At 73.3% G+C, this 15,540-nt stretch carries 15 protein-coding genes and 1 pseudogene; 4 read left to right on the forward strand and 12 right to left on the reverse strand.

The annotated features are described in order from the left end of the window. The first annotated feature begins 56 nt into the window (after positions 1–56). The gene (locus ACUP6Y_RS12750; protein WP_462551088.1) at positions 57–1,064 is read left to right on the forward strand and encodes an ATP-binding cassette domain-containing protein; all 1,008 of its coding nucleotides are present in this window, start codon (positions 57–59) and stop codon (positions 1,062–1,064) included. Then, a complete protein-coding gene (locus ACUP6Y_RS12755; protein WP_462551089.1) occupies positions 1,064–1,891 on the forward strand; it encodes an ABC transporter permease in 828 nt (275 codons plus the stop codon). The genes ACUP6Y_RS12750 and ACUP6Y_RS12755 overlap by 1 nt, the downstream gene beginning before the upstream one ends. Here the strand turns inward: ACUP6Y_RS12755 and ACUP6Y_RS12760 are convergent. The 11 genes and pseudogenes from ACUP6Y_RS12760 to ACUP6Y_RS12810 all read right to left on the reverse strand — a co-directional run bounded on the left by ACUP6Y_RS12760 (position 1,873) and on the right by ACUP6Y_RS12810 (position 13,268). Next, the gene (locus ACUP6Y_RS12760; RefSeq protein WP_462551090.1) at positions 1,873–4,911 is read right to left on the reverse strand and encodes an NB-ARC domain-containing protein; all 3,039 of its coding nucleotides are present in this window, start codon (positions 4,909–4,911) and stop codon (positions 1,873–1,875) included. The genes ACUP6Y_RS12755 and ACUP6Y_RS12760 overlap by 19 nt on opposite strands. Positions 4,912–4,952: 41 nt before the next feature. Further along, positions 4,953–7,457: a phenylalanine--tRNA ligase subunit beta gene (gene pheT / locus ACUP6Y_RS12765; RefSeq protein ID WP_462551091.1), complete on the reverse strand. Its 2,505-nt coding sequence runs from the start codon at positions 7,455–7,457 to the stop codon at positions 4,953–4,955. 49 nt (positions 7,458–7,506) lie between these two features. Continuing rightward, the gene (pheS, locus tag ACUP6Y_RS12770) at positions 7,507–8,628 is read right to left on the reverse strand and encodes a phenylalanine--tRNA ligase subunit alpha (RefSeq protein WP_462551092.1); all 1,122 of its coding nucleotides are present in this window, start codon (positions 8,626–8,628) and stop codon (positions 7,507–7,509) included. Between the two features lie 46 nt (positions 8,629–8,674). Then, entirely contained in the window at positions 8,675–9,286 is a 612-nt protein-coding gene (locus ACUP6Y_RS12775; RefSeq protein ID WP_462551093.1) for a DinB family protein, read from the reverse strand. A 4-nt stretch (positions 9,287–9,290) separates the two neighbouring features. Next, positions 9,291–9,518, reverse strand: a pseudogene (locus tag ACUP6Y_RS12780) (sensor histidine kinase); the annotation flags it as partial. A gap of 18 nt (positions 9,519–9,536) precedes the next feature. Further along, on the reverse strand, positions 9,537–10,325 hold the full coding sequence (locus ACUP6Y_RS12785; RefSeq protein WP_462551094.1) for a sensor histidine kinase: 789 nt from the start codon (positions 10,323–10,325) through the stop codon (positions 9,537–9,539). Next, positions 10,322–11,092, reverse strand: a complete 771-nt coding sequence (locus ACUP6Y_RS12790) for a TrmH family RNA methyltransferase (RefSeq protein WP_462551096.1) — start codon at positions 11,090–11,092, stop codon at positions 10,322–10,324. Before ACUP6Y_RS12790 ends, ACUP6Y_RS12785 begins: the two co-directional genes overlap by 4 nt. 16 nt (positions 11,093–11,108) lie before the next feature. Next, positions 11,109–11,495, reverse strand: a complete 387-nt coding sequence (rplT, locus tag ACUP6Y_RS12795; protein WP_141798554.1) for a 50S ribosomal protein L20 — start codon at positions 11,493–11,495, stop codon at positions 11,109–11,111. Positions 11,496–11,539: 44 nt separating this feature from the next. After that, positions 11,540–11,734 carry a 50S ribosomal protein L35 gene (rpmI, locus tag ACUP6Y_RS12800; RefSeq protein WP_028654205.1) on the reverse strand — a complete coding sequence of 65 codons (195 nt, stop codon included), beginning with the start codon at positions 11,732–11,734 and terminating at the stop codon, positions 11,540–11,542. A 28-nt stretch (positions 11,735–11,762) separates the two neighbouring features. Then, positions 11,763–12,446, reverse strand: a complete 684-nt coding sequence (gene infC, locus ACUP6Y_RS12805; RefSeq protein WP_282404666.1) for a translation initiation factor IF-3 — start codon at positions 12,444–12,446, stop codon at positions 11,763–11,765. Between the two features lie 252 nt (positions 12,447–12,698). Then, on the reverse strand, positions 12,699–13,268 hold the full coding sequence (locus ACUP6Y_RS12810) for an SseB family protein (RefSeq protein WP_462551097.1): 570 nt from the start codon (positions 13,266–13,268) through the stop codon (positions 12,699–12,701). Between the two features lie 47 nt (positions 13,269–13,315). Between ACUP6Y_RS12810 and ACUP6Y_RS12815 the strand changes: the two genes are divergently transcribed. Further along, positions 13,316–14,554 carry an amino acid deaminase/aldolase gene (locus tag ACUP6Y_RS12815; RefSeq protein ID WP_462551098.1) on the forward strand — a complete coding sequence of 413 codons (1,239 nt, stop codon included), beginning with the start codon at positions 13,316–13,318 and terminating at the stop codon, positions 14,552–14,554. Then, positions 14,532–15,077: a uridine kinase family protein gene (locus ACUP6Y_RS12820; protein ID WP_462551099.1), complete on the forward strand. Its 546-nt coding sequence runs from the start codon at positions 14,532–14,534 to the stop codon at positions 15,075–15,077. Before ACUP6Y_RS12815 ends, ACUP6Y_RS12820 begins: the two co-directional genes overlap by 23 nt. A 15-nt stretch (positions 15,078–15,092) precedes the next feature. On the opposite strand, the gene ACUP6Y_RS12825 is transcribed toward ACUP6Y_RS12820, so the two are convergent. Beyond that, entirely contained in the window at positions 15,093–15,539 is a 447-nt protein-coding gene (locus ACUP6Y_RS12825; protein ID WP_462551100.1) for a PH domain-containing protein, read from the reverse strand. Position 15,540 lies beyond the last annotated feature (1 nt).

The following is a 15,540-nucleotide window of genomic DNA, read 5'->3' on the forward strand; positions in this document are numbered from 1 at the left end:
CGCGACACCGGTCCGTTGAAACCGGAGTGAAAGCGGGACCCGGCACGCTCGGCGCCATGAACGACATCCTCCACCCTCCCACCGGGGGGCGCGACCTCGCGGTCGACGCCAGCGGTCTCGTGAAGACCTTCGGCACCTTCCGCGCGGTCGACGGCATCGACCTCCAGGTCGCCCGCGGCGAGGTCTTCGGCGTGCTGGGCCCCAACGGCGCCGGCAAGACCACCACCTTGTCCATGCTCGCGACACTGCTGCCCATCGACAGCGGCCGCGCCTCGATCTTCGGCGTCGACGTCGCCGAGCATCCCCACCAGATCCGGCAGCTCGTCGGCGTCACCGGCCAGTACGCCTCCGTCGACGAGAACCTGACCGCCACCGAGAACCTGATCCTCTTCGGTCGCCTGCTCGGCCAGCGCACCCCGCAGGCTCGTCGTACGGCGGGCGAGCTGCTCGAGCGCTTCGGCCTCACCGAGGCGGCGGACCGGCAGATCCAGAACTTCTCCGGCGGGATGCGCCGGCGCCTGGACCTGGCCGCCTCGCTGATCGCCCAGCCGCCCTTGATCTTCCTCGACGAGCCGACCACGGGCCTCGACCCGCGCACCCGCGGCCAGATGTGGGACACGATCCGCGAGCTGGTCGCCCAGGGCTCGACGATCCTGCTCACCACGCAGTACCTCGACGAGGCCGACCAGCTGGCCGACCGGATCGCGGTCATCGACCAGGGCCGCAAGGTGGCCGAGGGCACCCCCGAGCAGCTCAAGACCAGCGTCGGCGACTCGACGCTGCACCTGCGGCTCAGCGAGCGCTCCCACACGGCCGAGGCCGCCGCGATCGTCGAGCGGCTGCTCGGCGAGGCGCCGGTGCTCACTCCCGAGGCGGGCGGGCTCAACATCGCCCTGCCCGACGCCGACCGCGCCGGCGACGTGCTGATCGCGCTGCGCCAGGCCGAGCTGTCCATCACCACCGCCACGGTGCGCCAGCCGACGCTCGACGAGGTGTTCCTCGCGCTGACCGGCCACCACAGCGACACCGACGACCACGAGCTCCACGACGAGGAGGTGGCCTGATGACCACACAAACCCTGCTCCCCGAGACGACCGCCACGCTCGACCGCCCGCTCGCCGACCGGCCGAGCATCCAGGACACGCTGTCCCAGACCTTCGCGATGGCGTGGCGTGCACTGAAGAAGATGCGCCGCAACCCCGAGCAGTTCTTCGACGTGACGCTGCAGCCGATCCTGTTCACCGCGATGTTCGCCTACGTCTTCGGCGGCGCGGTGTCCGGCTCGGTCACCGACTACCTGCCGCTGATGATCCCCGGCATCCTCGCCCAGACCGCGCTGACGGCCTGCATGGCGACCGGGACGCAGATGCGCGAGGACATGGACAAGGGCGTCTTCGACCGGTTCAAGTCGCTGCCGATCGCGCGCATCGCGCCGCTCGCGGGCCCGATGCTGGCCGACCTGCTGCGCTACGGCATCGCCGCGACGATCACCATCGTGGTCGGTCTGGCGATGGGCTATCGCCCCGGTGGCGGTGTCGCCGGCGTGGTCGCCGGCTGGCTGCTCACCGTCGTCGCCGGCTGGTCGCTGGCATGGATCTTCGCGCTGCTCGGCACCGTGGCGCGCTCGGCGCAGGCGGTCCAGGGCATCGGCATGATGATCATGTTCCCGCTGACCTTCCTGTCCAACGCCTACGTCCCGGCGGGCACCATGCCGGACTGGCTGCAGACCTTCGTCAAGATCAACCCGGTCTCGCACGTCGTCACCGCCGTCCGCGACCTGATGAACGACGGCGCCGTCACCGGTGAGGTCGGCTGGGCGCTCCTCGCGTGCGCCCTGGTCGTCGCGATCTTCGCGCCGCTGGCCGTGCGGTCCTACTCCCGGAAGATGTGAACCACGACGTCGCGGGCCTCGTCCATGAGGGCGGGCCCGCGGCGTTCGTCGTACTCGGCGTCGATCCGGGACAGCCCACCGGGCAGCCGCTCCTCGGCGAGGGCGACGGCCCGCGCCCAGGACAGGGTCGGGACGAAGCGCGGGTAGGCGCAGCGGTCGGCGATCACGAGCAGGCGGACGGCGTCGGCAGCGGGCATCGTCGCGAAGCGCAGGCCCCAGGTGCCGAGGGCGAACAGCAGCAGCCCGACGACCGGTATGTCGACGAACCGCCGGTCGCGCTGGACCACCCGAGGCGCCACGGCGGCCAGCCAGCGGTGGAGCGCAGCCCCCTCGTCCTCCCGGTCGTGGACGGCGTGGGCGACCACCGCGACGGTGGTGCCGTAGATCGCCCACGGCGCGATGTCGGCGTCGGCGCCCATCCCCGGGAACCGGACGGCGCTCATCGCCGCGGCGGCCTCGCGGGCCAGCCGGCACCCCTCTTCGACCTCACCGCGCGCGAGGGCGATCTCCGCGCGGGTGACCAGGAGGGTGCCGCGGGCGCTGAAGGCGCCACCGGTGGTGAGGCCGGCCAACACCTCGACCTCGTCGAGGGCGCGCTCGGCGGCGTCCGGGTCGCCGCGCTCCACCGAGGCGATCGCGCCGGTCGCCATCGCCTGGAGGGCGTCCTCGCGGGCGCCGAGCCGGAGCAGGACCGGCACCGCCGCCCGGGCGTGCGGCTCGGCCCTGGCGATCTCGCCCGCCTGGCTGTAGAGGCCGGCGAGCTGGGTGTGCAGCACCGCCCGGCTCCACGGCCCGGAAGAGTCGGTCGCGACGGAGAGGGCCTCCTCGGCGGCCGCGATCGCGGCGGCGACGTCGCCGGCGTTCTCCCGCTCGTGGCTGCGCCACTGCAACGCGAGCTCCCGCACGATCGGGTCGCCCGAGTCGAGCAGGTCGTCGGTCGGGGACAGGAACGGGTTGTCGTCCGGCGCGCCGGCGCCCAGGACGACCAGGGTCATCGCCGCGATTCGCGGGCTCGACGTACCCGGGCCGAGGGCGGCCAGCCGGGCGTGCAGGTCGCCGACCACGTCGAGCTGGGCGATCCAGGAGTTGACCAGGGTCAGGCACAGCGCGGCCCGGGTCTGGTCGTCGCGCTCGCCGGACGGAGAGGTGGCGGCGAACACCTCCGCCGTCGGCTCGCAGAGCATGATGACCCGGGCGTGCTCGCCGCGGATGCTCCAGAAGGAGCCGAGGGCGGCGAGCAGCGAGACCACCGCGTCGGCGTCGGTCGCGGCGAGCGCCTTGCGCAGCGCGTCGGCGAGGTTGTTCTCCTCGGCCGCGATCGCGTCGATCGTGGCGACCTGCTCGCCGGAGAAGATCCTCGGGCCCAGCGTGTCGGCGAGAGCGAGCGCCCAGGCCCGGTGGTCGGCGTGGGCCGCGACCTCCTCACCCGCGTCGACCAGCTGCATCCGGCCGAACTCGCGCACCGTCTCGAGCATCCGGTAGCGCACCGGCGACCCGGTGCCGGTGTCGAGCACGGTGAGGAGGGACTGCGCGGCCAGCTCCTCGACCGAGTCCAGTGCGTCCGGCCCCAGCATCGCCTCGGCGCCCGGGAGGGTGAAGCCGTCGTGGAACACCGACAGGCGGCGCAGGGCGAGGCGGTCGCGCTCACCGAGGAGGTTCCAGGACCAGTCGATGACCGCCAGCAGGGTCTGGTGCCGGTCGGGCGCGCTGCGGTCGCCGCCGCGCAGGAGCGCGAACCGGTTCTCGAGGCGTGTCGCGATGTCGTCGACCGACATGGCCCGCACCTTCGCCGCCGCGAGCTCGATGGCCAGCGGCAGGCCGTCGAGCCGCTCGGCGATCTCCCAGACCGCCTCCTCCGGGAGCACGAGCCCGGGTCGCGCGGCCAGCGCCCGCTGCCGGAACAGGTCGGCCGCGTCCGCGGGCCCGAGCCGGCTGAGCTCGAAGACGTGCTCGGCGGCGATCGAGAGCGGAGCGCGGGTGGTGGTGAGCACCCGGAGCGTCGGGGTCACCGCCACCAGGAAGGCCACCAGGTCCGCGGCCGCCTCGACGAGGTGCTCGCAGTTGTCGAGCACCAGCAGGGTCGGGGCCTGGTCGAGCTGCTGGGCGATGCGGGAGCGTACGTCGCGGCGCTGCTCCGCGCTCAGCACCTGCCGTCCCGCGACCGAGTCACGGACGCCGAGGACCGAGCCGACCTCGCCGACGAGGTCGTCGGGGTCGACGACGCCGACCAGCTCCACGACGTACACCACCGGCTGCTCGGCCTCGGCCGCCACCAGCTGGGCGAGCCGGGTCTTCCCGAGGCCCCCCGGGCCCAGGATCGACACGACCCGGTGGGAGCCGACCAGCGCTCGGAGCCGGGCCAGGTCGTCGGTGCGCCCGACCAGACTGCTGGCGTAGTGGCTCAGGCCGGACCGGACCGGCCGGTCGAGCAGCAGCAGCTCGTGGTGCAGTGCCTGCAGCTCCGGCGCGGGATCGACGCCGAGGCGCTCGGCCAGCCGGGCGCGGTGCTCCTCGTACCGGGTCAGGGCCGCGGGCACGCCGCGGACGGCGGCCTCGCTGCGCAGCAGCGCGGCCAACGCCAGGTCGTCGCCGTCAGTGCCGGCCGCGTCGAGCAGCACGAGCGCCTCGTCGTGGCGACCCAGCGCGGCGAGGATCCGGCCCGCGAGCAGGGCGTGCCCCTCGAGCTGGGGGAGGTACGCCGCCGCCTCGCTCCAGGCGCCCGCGGCGACGGCTCGGCGGGCGGCCTCGACCGCCTGGTCGCTGGCCCACACGTCGACGTCGCCGGTGTCGAGGGCGAGCCGGTAGCCGTGGCCGGCGCGCTCGACGACGCCGGGCGCAGTCGCGGCCCGCGCGCGGGACACGACGACCTGCAGCGCCTTGGTCGGACTGGCCGGCGGCTCATCGCCCCAGATCGCCTCGATCAGAGGCTCCTCGCCCACGGTCTTGCCGCGAGCCTCGGCCAGGGCCGCGAGCAGCGTGCGCGTCCGCTCGCCCGGCACGGCGACGCCGTCCCAGGTCACCTCGTCGGCCAGCCGCAGCCGCGGCCCCGGCTCGCCGGGGCTCAGCGTTGCACCGCTCCCGTCAGCTCGGTGGCGCGGGCCACGGCGGCGTCGCGCGCGGCGCCGGTCTCGGCCTCGGTGAGCGTGCGGTCCGGGGCGCGGAAGCGCAGGGCGAACGCGAGCGACTTGCGGCCCTCGTCGATCTGCTCGCCGGTGTAGACGTCGAACAGCCGGATCGACTCCAGCAGCTCGCCGGCCCCCTCGCGCAGCGCGGCCTCGACGGCCGCCACGGTGACGTCGGCGTCGACGACCAGCGCAACGTCCTCCTTGGCCAGCGGCATCGTGGAGAACTCCGGTCCCGGGAGGACCTCGGTGGCCGCGGCCATCAGCGCGTCGAGGTCGAGCTCGACGGCGGCACTGCGCGCGGGCAGGCCGTAGGCGCGGCACACGTTGGGGTGCAGCTCGCCGGCATGGCCGATCTCGACGCCGTCGATGCCGATCAGCGCGCAGCGGCCCGGGTGCCACGGCATCCGGGCCGCCGAGGCGACCTCGACGGTGACGCCGAGGTCGGCCGCCAGGCGTCGTACGACGGCCAGCGCGTCGGTCCAGCCGGCCTCGGTCCCGGCCCCCCACCAGCCGGCGCGGCGCCGCTCGCCCGCGAGGACGACGGCGAGGTGCTGGGGCTGCACGGGCAGGGCCTCGACCAGCTTCTCGAGCTCGGCCTCGGACGGGCGGGTGTGGACGCCGTAGATGGGTGCGGGACCGTTGTCGGCGGGGAAGGCGACGGTGCCGGTCTCGAACAGCGCGACGCCGGGAGCACCGCGCCCGACGTTGCGGGCGGCGGCCTCGAGCAGTCCCGGCAGCAGCGTGGTGGTGTAGGCCGGCTCCTCGCTGGAGAGCGGGTTGGCCAGGCCGACGGTGGCGCGCAGCGGGTCGTCGGCGGGCAGGCCGAGCTTGTCGAAGGTCGCCTCGCCGACGAACGGGAAGCTGACCACCTCGACCAGGCCGGCGCCGGCGAGGGTGCGGCCGATCCGGCGGCGCAGGCGCTGGGTGCGGGTCAGGCCGCGTCCGGTCGCCCGCCGCGGGAGCACGCTCGGCACCTGGTCGTAGCCGACGATCCGGACGACCTCCTCGACCAGGTCGTAGGGGTCGTTGATGTCGGGGCGCCAGGTCGGCGGGACCACCTCGATGGTGTCGGCGTCCTGCTCGGTGACCGTCGCGCCGATCGCCCGGAGGCTCTCGACGGTGGTCATCGCGGTGATGTCGATGCCGCTGAGTCGTGCGGGCAGGTCGGTGGCGATGGTGACCGTGGGCCGCTCGGGGGCGGTGCCGACCAGGGTGTAGCCGGGCTCGGCGCTCGCGCCGCCGTGGGCGACGAGCAGCTCGACCACGCGGTCGGCCGCGATGCCGGGCAGCAGTGGGTCGACGCCGCGCTCGTTGCGCTTGCCGGCCTCGGACGTCAGCTTGTGGCGCTTGCCGGTGCGGAACATGGAGACGGCGTCCCAGTGCGCCGCCTCGATGAGGATCCGGGTCGTGGTGTCCGACATCTCGGTGGTGGCCCCGCCCATCACGCCGGCCAGACCGATCGGGCCGGAGTCGTCGGTGATGACGAGGTCACCCCCGTTGTCCGCGGAGAGGACGCGGACGGCACCATCGAGCGTGGTGAGTCTCTCGCCCTCCCGGGCCCGGCGGACGCCGAGGGCGCCGGCGACCTTGTCGGCGTCGTAGCCGTGGATGGGCTGGCCCAGCTCGAGCATGACGTAGTTGGTGACGTCGACCGCGAGCGAGATCGAGCGCATGCCGGCCTGCTCGACGCGGCGCTTGATGAACTCCGGCGTCGGCCTGGCCGGGTCGAAGCCGCTGACCAGCCGCGCGGCGAACACCGGGCAGCCGGCGGGGTCGTCGACGACGACCTCCCAGGCCTTGCCGTCGACCTCGGGGAGCTCACGCTCGGCCGGGTCGGTGAACGGCACGTCGCTGTATCCCATCTGATGGAGGGCGAGCACCGCCTCGCGGGCGACGCCGCGCAGCGAGAGCGCATAGGCGCGGTCGGGGTTGATCTCGAACTCGATGATCTCCTCGTCGAGCCCGAGCAGGCCGAGGACGTCGTCGCCGGGCTCTCCCGCATCTGCCGGGAGCACGATGATGCCGTCGTGGTCCTCGCCGATGCCGAGCTCGCGGGCCGAGCAGATCATGCCGGCCGAGACGTGGCCGTAGGTCTTGCGGGCGGAGATCTCGAAGTTCCCGGGCAGCACACCGCCCGGGAGGATGACGACCACGAGGTCGCCCGGAGCGAAGTTGTGCGCGCCGCACACGATCCCCTGCGGCTCGCCCGTGCCGTTGGCGTCACCGACGTCGACGGTGCACCAGTTGATGGTCTTGCCGTTCTTCTGCGGCTCCTTGTCCTGGGTGAGGACGCGGCCGATGACGAGCGGACCGGTGATGTCGGCGGAGTCGATCGCCTCGAGCTTGAGACCGAGCGCGGTGAGCCGGTCGGTCAGCACCTCGGTGGTGACCGACGCGGGCAGGTCGACGAGCTCCCGGATCCAGGAGACAGGGGCCTTCATCCGGGGTCCCCGTTCAAACCGGAACGAAGTGAGGATTTGAATGGGGTGGTCATAGTTCACTCCCGAATGCCGTGGTGAAGCGCACGTCGCCCTCGAACAGGGTGCGCAGGTCCTCGAGGCCGTGCCGGAACATCAGGGTCCGGTCGATGCCCATGCCGAAGGCGAAGCCGGAGTAGCGCTCCGAGTCGACGCCGCAGGCCTGGAGCACGCGCGGGTTCACGATGCCGCAGCCGCCCCACTCGATCCAGCCCTCGCCACGGCAGGTGCGGCAGGCAGTCCCCGTGTCGTCGTGTCCGACGCCCAGGCAGACGAAACAGATGAGGTCGACCTCGGCGGACGGCTCGGTGAAGGGGAAGTACGACGGCCGGAACCGGGTGGTGATCCCCTCGCCGAACATCTGGCTCGCGAAGTGGTCGAGGGTGCCCTTGAGGTGGGCCATCGAGATGCCCTCGTCGATGGCGAGGCCCTCGACCTGGTGGAACATCGGCGAGTGGGTGGCGTCGTACTCGTCGGTGCGGAAGACCCGTCCCGGGCACACGACGTAGATGGGGGCCCCCTCGGTGACACCGCGGGTCAGCATGGTGCGCGCCTGGACCGGACTGGTGTGGGTGCGCAGCACGACGTGGTTGTCGGCGGGCTCGGTCCAGAAGGTGTCCTGCATGGTGCGCGCAGGGTGGTCCGGGCCCAGGTTGAGCGCGTCGAAGTTGAGCCACTCGGCCTCGATCACCGGTCCCTCGGCGACCTCCCAGCCCATCGCGACGAAGATGTCGGCGATCAGCTCGGCGCCGGTGGTGAGCGGGTGGCGGCCGCCGAGCGGGAGCTCGTCGGTCGGCAGCGTCACGTCGACGGCCTCCTCGACCAGGATCCGCGCCTCGTGCTCCGCCTCGAGCACCTCCTGCCGCGCGGCGAGCGCCTTGCCCACGGCGCCGCGGGCCTGGCCGACGCGCTGGCCGGCCTCCTTGCGGGCCTGGGGCGGCAGGGCGCCGATCTCGCGGTTGGCGAGGGCCAGCGGCGAGCGGTCGCCGGCGTGCTCGCCGCGCACCGCCTTGAGCTGCTCCAGGTCGGCCGCGGCGGCGATCGCGGCGAGGGCGGCGTCGCGCGCCGTCTCGAGCTCGGCAGGGCTCACGGCGGCGACCTCCACAGGGTCGTAGTCAGTGTTCGGGCCAGACATATCCAGGCAAGTCTAGGAAGCCGGACCCGCTGCCCGCGAACCGGTATCAGCGGGCGGCGTCGTCGGGGAACCGCTGAGCGATCACGGTCAGCCGGTCGACGTACGACGGCCAGTCGACGCCGTCGGGGACGTTGCTCACGGCGGGGCGCAGCCCGGCCGCGCCGTCGAGCTGCTCGCGGAGGATGTCGAGCTGGCCGGCGTGCCGCTGGAGGTCGCACAGGACGTGGACGGCGATGTGGCGCAGCGTGGTCGAGGCGCGGTCCTCCGGCCACCACGAGACCCTGCCGGGCGCGTCGAGCGGGAGCTCGGTGAGGGCGGCGTCGGCGAAGGCGCCGACCCGGCCGTAGAGGGCGACCAGCTCGGCGGCCGGGATCTCCGCGGGCACGGTCCAGTCGGCCTGGGGGTCGGTGTCGTAGGCGTCGAGCGGGATGACCGCGGGGTGGTCGGGCTCGGGCCAGACCCGTCCGAAGGTCGGGCCGAAGTAGCCGATCTCCACGTTGGCGCAGTGCAGGACCGTGCCGAGGAGGCTGGTGCCGGTGGGCGTGCGGGGCAGCCGGAGCTGCCGCTCCCCCAGGCGCTCGAGCTTCCACAGCAGTGCCTCGCGGGCGCCGGTGAGGTAGCGGCGGAGCACGTCGACGGGCTGGTCGGCCTCGGTCATGGGCTCATGCTGCCATGGTGCGCGCGACCGGCCAGGTCGTGACGATCCGCGCGCCGCCGCCGGGGCGGTCGTCGACGACGATGCTGCCGCCGTGGGCGCGGACCAGGCCGCGGACGATGTAGAGGCCGAGGCCGGAGCCGCCGCCGGTGCCCTCGGTCCAGAACTTCGTGAAGATCCGCTGGCGCAGCTCCGGGGCGATGCCGGAGCCCTCGTCGGTGACGGTGACGGCGACGTGGTCGTCGTCCTCGCGCTAGCGTCCGACGTGGACGCGGACGGTGCCGCTGCCGTGCCGCACGGCGTTCTCGACGACATTGGTGAGCACCTGCATCACCTTGTCGGGGTCGGCGTCGACCGGCGGCAGGTCCGGCTCGACCTCGAGCTCGATGGGGGTCGAGGTGACGACGCTGATCGACTGGCGGACCAGCTCGGTCCTGCCGCCCAGGTCCGTGGGCCGGCGGTGCAGCTGGAGCCGGCCGGTGTCGATCCGGGCGACGTCGAGCAGCTCGGTGATCAGCCGGCTGAGCCGGTCCGCGTCGGCGCTCGCCGTGGTCAGCATCAGCCTCTTCTGCTCGTCGTTGAGCTTCTCCCAGCGGTTGAGCAGCGCCTGCACGAAGCCCTTGACGCCGGTCAGCGGCGAGCGCAGCTCGTGGGCGAGGGTGGCGACCAGGTCGGAGCGGTCGCGGTCGAGTCGCGCCCGGCCGCGACCCGAGCGGAGGTCGACGGCGACGGCGCTCACCGGGCCGGTGCGCGCCTCGCGGTGCAGGCGCGCGGTGACCAGCACCTCGGTGCCGTCGGGCAGCAGCCAGGACTGCTCGGGGATGCCACTGCGCGTCGACAGCCCGCGGTAGGGCGCGTTCGCGTCGGTCCAGGTCCGCGCGTCATGGTCGGTGAGAGCGAGCACCTCGCCCAGCGGGCGACCGACGGCGGCGGCCGGGTCGACGGCGAGCATGGCGGCCGCGATCGCGTTGACCGCGCTCACCGTGCCGTCGGCGCCGGCGACGACGACGCCGTCGGGCAGCAGGTCGAGGGGGTCGGTCACGACCTCATCATGGCGCGGGCGCTGGCGTAGAGACAGACCGCGGCCGCCGTGGCGAGGTTGAGCGACTCGGCGCCGCCGAGGATCGGGATGCGGACGCGGTGGTCGGCCAGCGACGCCAGCTCCTCGGGCAGGCCCCAGGCCTCGTTGCCGAACAGCCAGGCGGTGGGGCCGGCGAGCAGGTCGGCGGCGGCGAACAGGTCGACCTCGCCCGCGCCGTCGGCGGCGAGCACGGTGAGGCCGGCGGCCTGCGCCCGTCGTACGGCGGTCGCGGGATCGCGCTCGACGACCACCGGGAGGTGGAACAGGCTGCCGACGGTGGCCCGGACGGTCTTCGGGTTGTAGGCGTCGACCGAGTCGCCCGCGAGCACGACCGCGTCGGCGCCGGCGGCGTCGCTGGTGCGGATCACGGTGCCGGCGTTGCCGGGGTCGCGCACGTCGGCGCAGATCGAGAGCAGCCTCGGGGCGGGCGGCAGCTCACCGTCGAGGAACCGGCACACGGCGACCAGGCCGGCCGGGTGGACGCTGTCGCTGAGACCGCCCATCGCCCGGTCGTCGACCAGGGTGACCGGGGCGCCGGCCAGCAGGTCGGCGTACTGGTGGGCGGCGGCGGGGGTCGCGAAGACCTCGACGACGACGCCGGCGCCGAGGGCGCCCTCGACGGCCTTCGGACCGTCGGCAAGGAAACACCGCCGCCCGGATCGCTCCGGACGGCGGTGCAGCCTGCGTGCTTCCTTGACGCGGACGTTGCCCGCGCTCAGAGGCGTCATGCTCAGTGCCCGAGGATCAAGCGGAGACCTTCGGCGCGTTGACGTCCTCGGGCAGCGCGGCCTTGGCCTGCGCGACGAGCGCCGCGAAGGCGGGCGCGTCGTTGACGGCGAGGTCGGCGAGGATCTTGCGGTCGACCTCGATGCCGGCCAGGTTGAGCCCCTGGATGAACCGGTTGTAGGTCAGGCCCTCGGCGCGGGCGGCCGCGTTGATCCGCTGGATCCACAGGCGGCGGAAGTTGCCCTTGTTCTTCTTGCGGTCGTTGTAGCTGTAGACCAGCGAGTGGGTGACCTGCTCCTTGGCCTTGCGGTACAGCCGCGAGCGCTGGCCGCGGTAGCCGCTGGCCCGGTCGAGGGTGGTACGACGCTTCTTCGCCGCGTTCACTGCGCGCTTGACGCGTGCCATCTTCTTACTCCTTGTTGCTTAGTTCAGGGGCGGACGACGGCCGGTCAGAGACCGAGCATCTTCTTCGCGCGCGGGACGTCGTTCTTGGCGACCTCGACCGTGCCGGTGAGGCGACGGGTGACCTTGGAGGCCTTCTTCTCGAGGTTGTGGCGCTTGCCGGCCTTCTCGCGGAGGATCTTGCCGCTGCCCGTGACCTTGAACCGCTTGCTGGCACCGGAGTGCGTCTTGTTCTTCGGCATCTCGTCTCTTCCTATCTTCGAGTCAGTCTCAGGCGTCGATCTCGGGGTCGAGGTTCTCGGAGCGACCCCGCTCCTTCTTCTGGGCGGCCGGCTTCTGGGCGACCCGCTCGGCCTGCGCAGCGGCGTCGGCCGCGGCCTCGGCCTCGCGCTCGGCGCGGCGCTCCTCCTTGGCCGCCTTCACCTCGGCCTTGGCCTCGGCCTTCTTCTTGTGCGGCCCGATGACCATCGTCATGTTGCGGCCGTCCTGCTTGGGGTTGGACTCCACGAAGCCCAGCTCCTGGACGTCCTCGGCCAGCTTCTGCAGCAGCCGGTAGCCCAGCTCGGGGCGGTGCTGCTCGCGGCCGCGGAACATGATCGTGATCTTGACCTTGTCGCCGGCCTTGAGGAAGCGAACGACGTGACCCTTCTTGGTCTCGTAGTCGTGCGCGTCGATCTTGGGCCGGAGCTTCATCTCCTTGATGATGACGTTGGTCTGGTTCCGTCGCGCCTCACGGGCCTTCTGGGCGTTCTCGTACTTGAACTTCCCGTAGTCCATGAGCTTGCAGACAGGGGGCTTCCCCATCGGCGCGATCTCCACCAGGTCCAGGTCGGCCTCCTGCGCGAGCTTGAGGGCCTGGTCGGTGGGGACGATGCCGACGGTCTCTCCGTTGGGTCCCACGAGACGGACCTCGGGAACCCGGATCCGCTCGTTGATGCGCAGCTCGGTGCTGATGTGTCCTCCAAACTAGGTGTGTCGGGAGGTCTTCGGCCTGCAAATGAGAAGAGGCTCCCGCTGGTACAAGCGGAAGCCAGTCACGGGCCCCGGGACTCCGGTGTCGTCGTACGACGGCCCCGGCAGGGCTTTCCACGGACCGGACCCGACGACCTGGCGGCCGCTGCGGGTGGGAGACGATGGTGCTGGTCCCCGCTTGTGGATCCGTCACCCCCACTCGCGCAGGCATGACGGATCGGTCAACGCCCGATGCTATCCCGTTTGTTCCGCGCGACGCCAATCCGCGGTCCTTCGGGGGGAGCGCTCCCCCAGCCAGGCCCACTCGCCGTCCTCGAGCCGGACCGGGGTCCAGCGGGCGGCGACCCGGTGCAGGTCGTCGTCGGCGAGCACGAAGGTGTGCGGGCCCGCGACGTCGACGACCAGGGCGTGGGCACCCTCCTGGACCGCGGTGGCGGCAGCGAGGTGGGCGGCGACCGGCACCGGTCGTGCCTGCGGGTCCCAGGCAGCGAGCGCCGCGAGGTCGCTGAACGCGAGCAGCGCGAGCCGCCCGTCGGCCCCGGTGAGCAGCACGGCGGCCATGTCGCTGGACTTGTCGCGGGCCAGGCCGTCCTCGCCGATCTCGGCCTCGCCGAGGATCGCGACGACCGGAACGAGCAGCCGGGAGACAGCGAGGGCCGCGAGCACCTCGGGGTACGACGCCGTGCCGGCCCCGTGGCCCGCGAGCGCCCCGGCGAGCGCCGCGTCCGCGGCGCCGTCGTCGTCGACGTACGCCGAGCCCTGCAGACGGCGGGCGTCGGGACGCTCGTTCGGAGATGCGCTCACCTGACCATCCTTTCACTCCGGCTTCCCACCCGTGGAACGATGACCGGATGCAGCACCAGTCGTCGATCGCGCGCAACCGGCTCGCCGCGCGCCTGCGCGAGGCGGTCACCGCCTGGCGCGAGCCCCTGTCCTCCCCGGTGTTCGTCGTCGACCTCGACGCGTTCGACGCCAATGCGGCCGATCTGGCCCGCCGGGCGGGCGGCACGCCGATCCGGGTCGCGTCGAAGTCGATCCGGGTGCCGTCGCTGGTGAGCCGCGCGCTGGCGGCGGACGGCTTCGCCGGCGTGCTCGCCTACACGCTCGCCGAGGCGCTGTGGCTGGCCGACGCGGACGTGTGCGACGACATCATGGTCGCCTACCCGAGCGTCGACCGGGCCGCGCTGGCCGCCCTGGTCGCCTCGCCGCGGGCGGCCTCCCGGGTGACGATCATGGTCGACGACGTCGCCCACCTCGACCTCGTCGACAGCCTGCGCTCCTCGACGGCGGTGCCGGTGCGGGTGGCGCTCGACATCGACGCCGGGCTGCGCTGGGGCGGCCAGGCGGTCGGTCCCAAGCGCTCGCCGCTCTACGACGTCGGCGCCGTCGCCGCGCTCGCCCGGACCGTGATCGACCGGCCCGGCTTCCACCTGGTCGGGGTGATGACCTACGAGGGCCAGGTGGCCGGCGTACCCGACACGGTGCCGCACCAGCGGGCGAAGTCGGCGATCGTGCGCAAGCTCAAGCAGCTCTCGGTCGCCCAGCTGCAGGTGCGTCGTACCGCGATCCTCGAGGGGCTCGACGCGCTCAAGGGGTACGGCGACTTCGCCGGCATCGAGCTGTGGAACGCCGGCGGCTCGGGCTCGATCGAGTCGTCGGCCGCCGACCCGGTGGTGACCGAGGTGACCGCCGGCTCGGGGCTGCTCGCGCCCACGCTGTTCGACCACTACGCGTCCTTCTCCCCCACCCCGGCGGCGTTCTTCGGCCTCCCGGTCACCCGGCGCCCCTCGGCCGAGGTCGCGACCGTGCATGGCGGCGGGCTGATCGCGTCCGGCCCCACCGGCGCCGACCGGGCGCCGACACCGTGGGCACCGGCCGGGCTGAGCCTGACCGGGCTGGAGGGCGCCGGCGAGGTGCAGACCCCGCTGGTGGGCACCAACGCCGGGACGCTCGCGATCGGCGACCTGGTCTGGTTCCGGCACGCGAAGTCCGGCGAGCCGTTCGAGCACGGGCGGAGCGTGCTGCTGCTGCAGGGCGACCGGTTCGTCGAGGAGGTCTCGACCTACCGTGGCCACGGCCTCGCCTTCTGACGTCCTCGCCGCCGCCCTCTCCCGGCCGCCGACCCTCGGCAACGGTCGGCTGATCTGCATCGACGGGCTGGCCGGCTCGGGCAAGACCACCCTGGCCCGCGGGATCGCCGCGCTCGCTCCGGAGGCGGTGGTGCTCGGCACCGACGAGATGCTCGAGGGCTGGCGCGGCCTGCCGGGGCTGGGCGCGTCGGTCGACGCGCTGCTGCGGCCGCTGTCGCTCGGGCGGCCCGGGCGGTGGCGGCGGTGGGACTGGCACGCCGGCGCCTGGGACGGGACGGCCGTCGTCGAGCCCGGCCCGCTGCTCGTGCTCGAGGGCGTCGGGAGCGCCGCCGCCTCCTACGCCTCGCTCGTGACGCTCGCGGTGTGGGTCGAGGCGGACCTCGACGTGCGGCTGGCCCGGTGGCTGGCGCGCGACGGCGAGGAGATGCGGCCGCACTGGGATGCGTGGCTGGCCGACGAGGAGGCGCTGCACGCCCGGGAGGGGACCCGGGACCGGGCGGACCTGGTGATCCGCACCCGCTGAGACAGCCGCGGGCGCTCAGCCCTGGTGGGCGGCGACGACCGCGCGCAGCTCGCGGATCGCGGTGGCGGCGCGCGCGCCGTCGGAGGCCTGGATGCCGAGCAGCGAGATCCGCTGGTCGTCGCCCAGGTCGAGGTGCGGCCAGGGGGCGCCCTGCGGGAACCGGACGGTGCCGACCTCGGCCCAGCCCAGCCGGCGGGTGCGGTAGCCGTTGACGACCGTGAGTCCGTCCTCGCGCGCGACGACCCGGGACCGGGCCAGGGCGTTGAGCAGCGCCAGGCCGAGCAGGATGAACACGATGACCGTCGCCTTCTCCAGGCTGTTGACCGCGGCCTTGGTCTGGTCGTCGAACTGCACCCACAGCCAGGCGAAGGCGCCGACCAGGACCACCGCGAACACGGCCGCGGCCAGCCGTGGGCCGAGGGGGCGCCAGGTGCGCGGCAGGGCGGGCACGTCGGTGGCCATC

Source organism: Nocardioides sp. S5-5 (assembly GCF_054954065.1).

Excerpts from the sequence above, each read along its gene's own strand:
- rplT (WP_141798554.1), bottom strand. The coding sequence starts at position 11,495 with ATGGCACGCGTCAAGCGCGCAGTGAACGCGGCGAAGAAGCGTCGTACC.
- pheT (WP_462551091.1), bottom strand. The coding sequence starts at position 7,457 with ATGAAGGCCCCTGTCTCCTGGATCCGGGAGCTCGTCGACCTGCCCGCG.
- ACUP6Y_RS12775 (WP_462551093.1), bottom strand. The coding sequence starts at position 9,286 with ATGACCGAGGCCGACCAGCCCGTCGACGTGCTCCGCCGCTACCTCACC.
- ACUP6Y_RS12815 (WP_462551098.1), top strand. The coding sequence starts at position 13,316 with ATGCAGCACCAGTCGTCGATCGCGCGCAACCGGCTCGCCGCGCGCCTG.
- ACUP6Y_RS12825 (WP_462551100.1), bottom strand. The coding sequence starts at position 15,539 with ATGGCCACCGACGTGCCCGCCCTGCCGCGCACCTGGCGCCCCCTCGGC.
- ACUP6Y_RS12750 (WP_462551088.1), top strand. The coding sequence starts at position 57 with ATGAACGACATCCTCCACCCTCCCACCGGGGGGCGCGACCTCGCGGTC.
- rpmI (WP_028654205.1), bottom strand. The coding sequence starts at position 11,734 with ATGCCGAAGAACAAGACGCACTCCGGTGCCAGCAAGCGGTTCAAGGTC.
- ACUP6Y_RS12755 (WP_462551089.1), top strand. The coding sequence starts at position 1,064 with ATGACCACACAAACCCTGCTCCCCGAGACGACCGCCACGCTCGACCGC.
- pheS (WP_462551092.1), bottom strand. The coding sequence starts at position 8,628 with ATGTCTGGCCCGAACACTGACTACGACCCTGTGGAGGTCGCCGCCGTG.
- ACUP6Y_RS12790 (WP_462551096.1), bottom strand. The coding sequence starts at position 11,092 with ATGACGCCTCTGAGCGCGGGCAACGTCCGCGTCAAGGAAGCACGCAGG.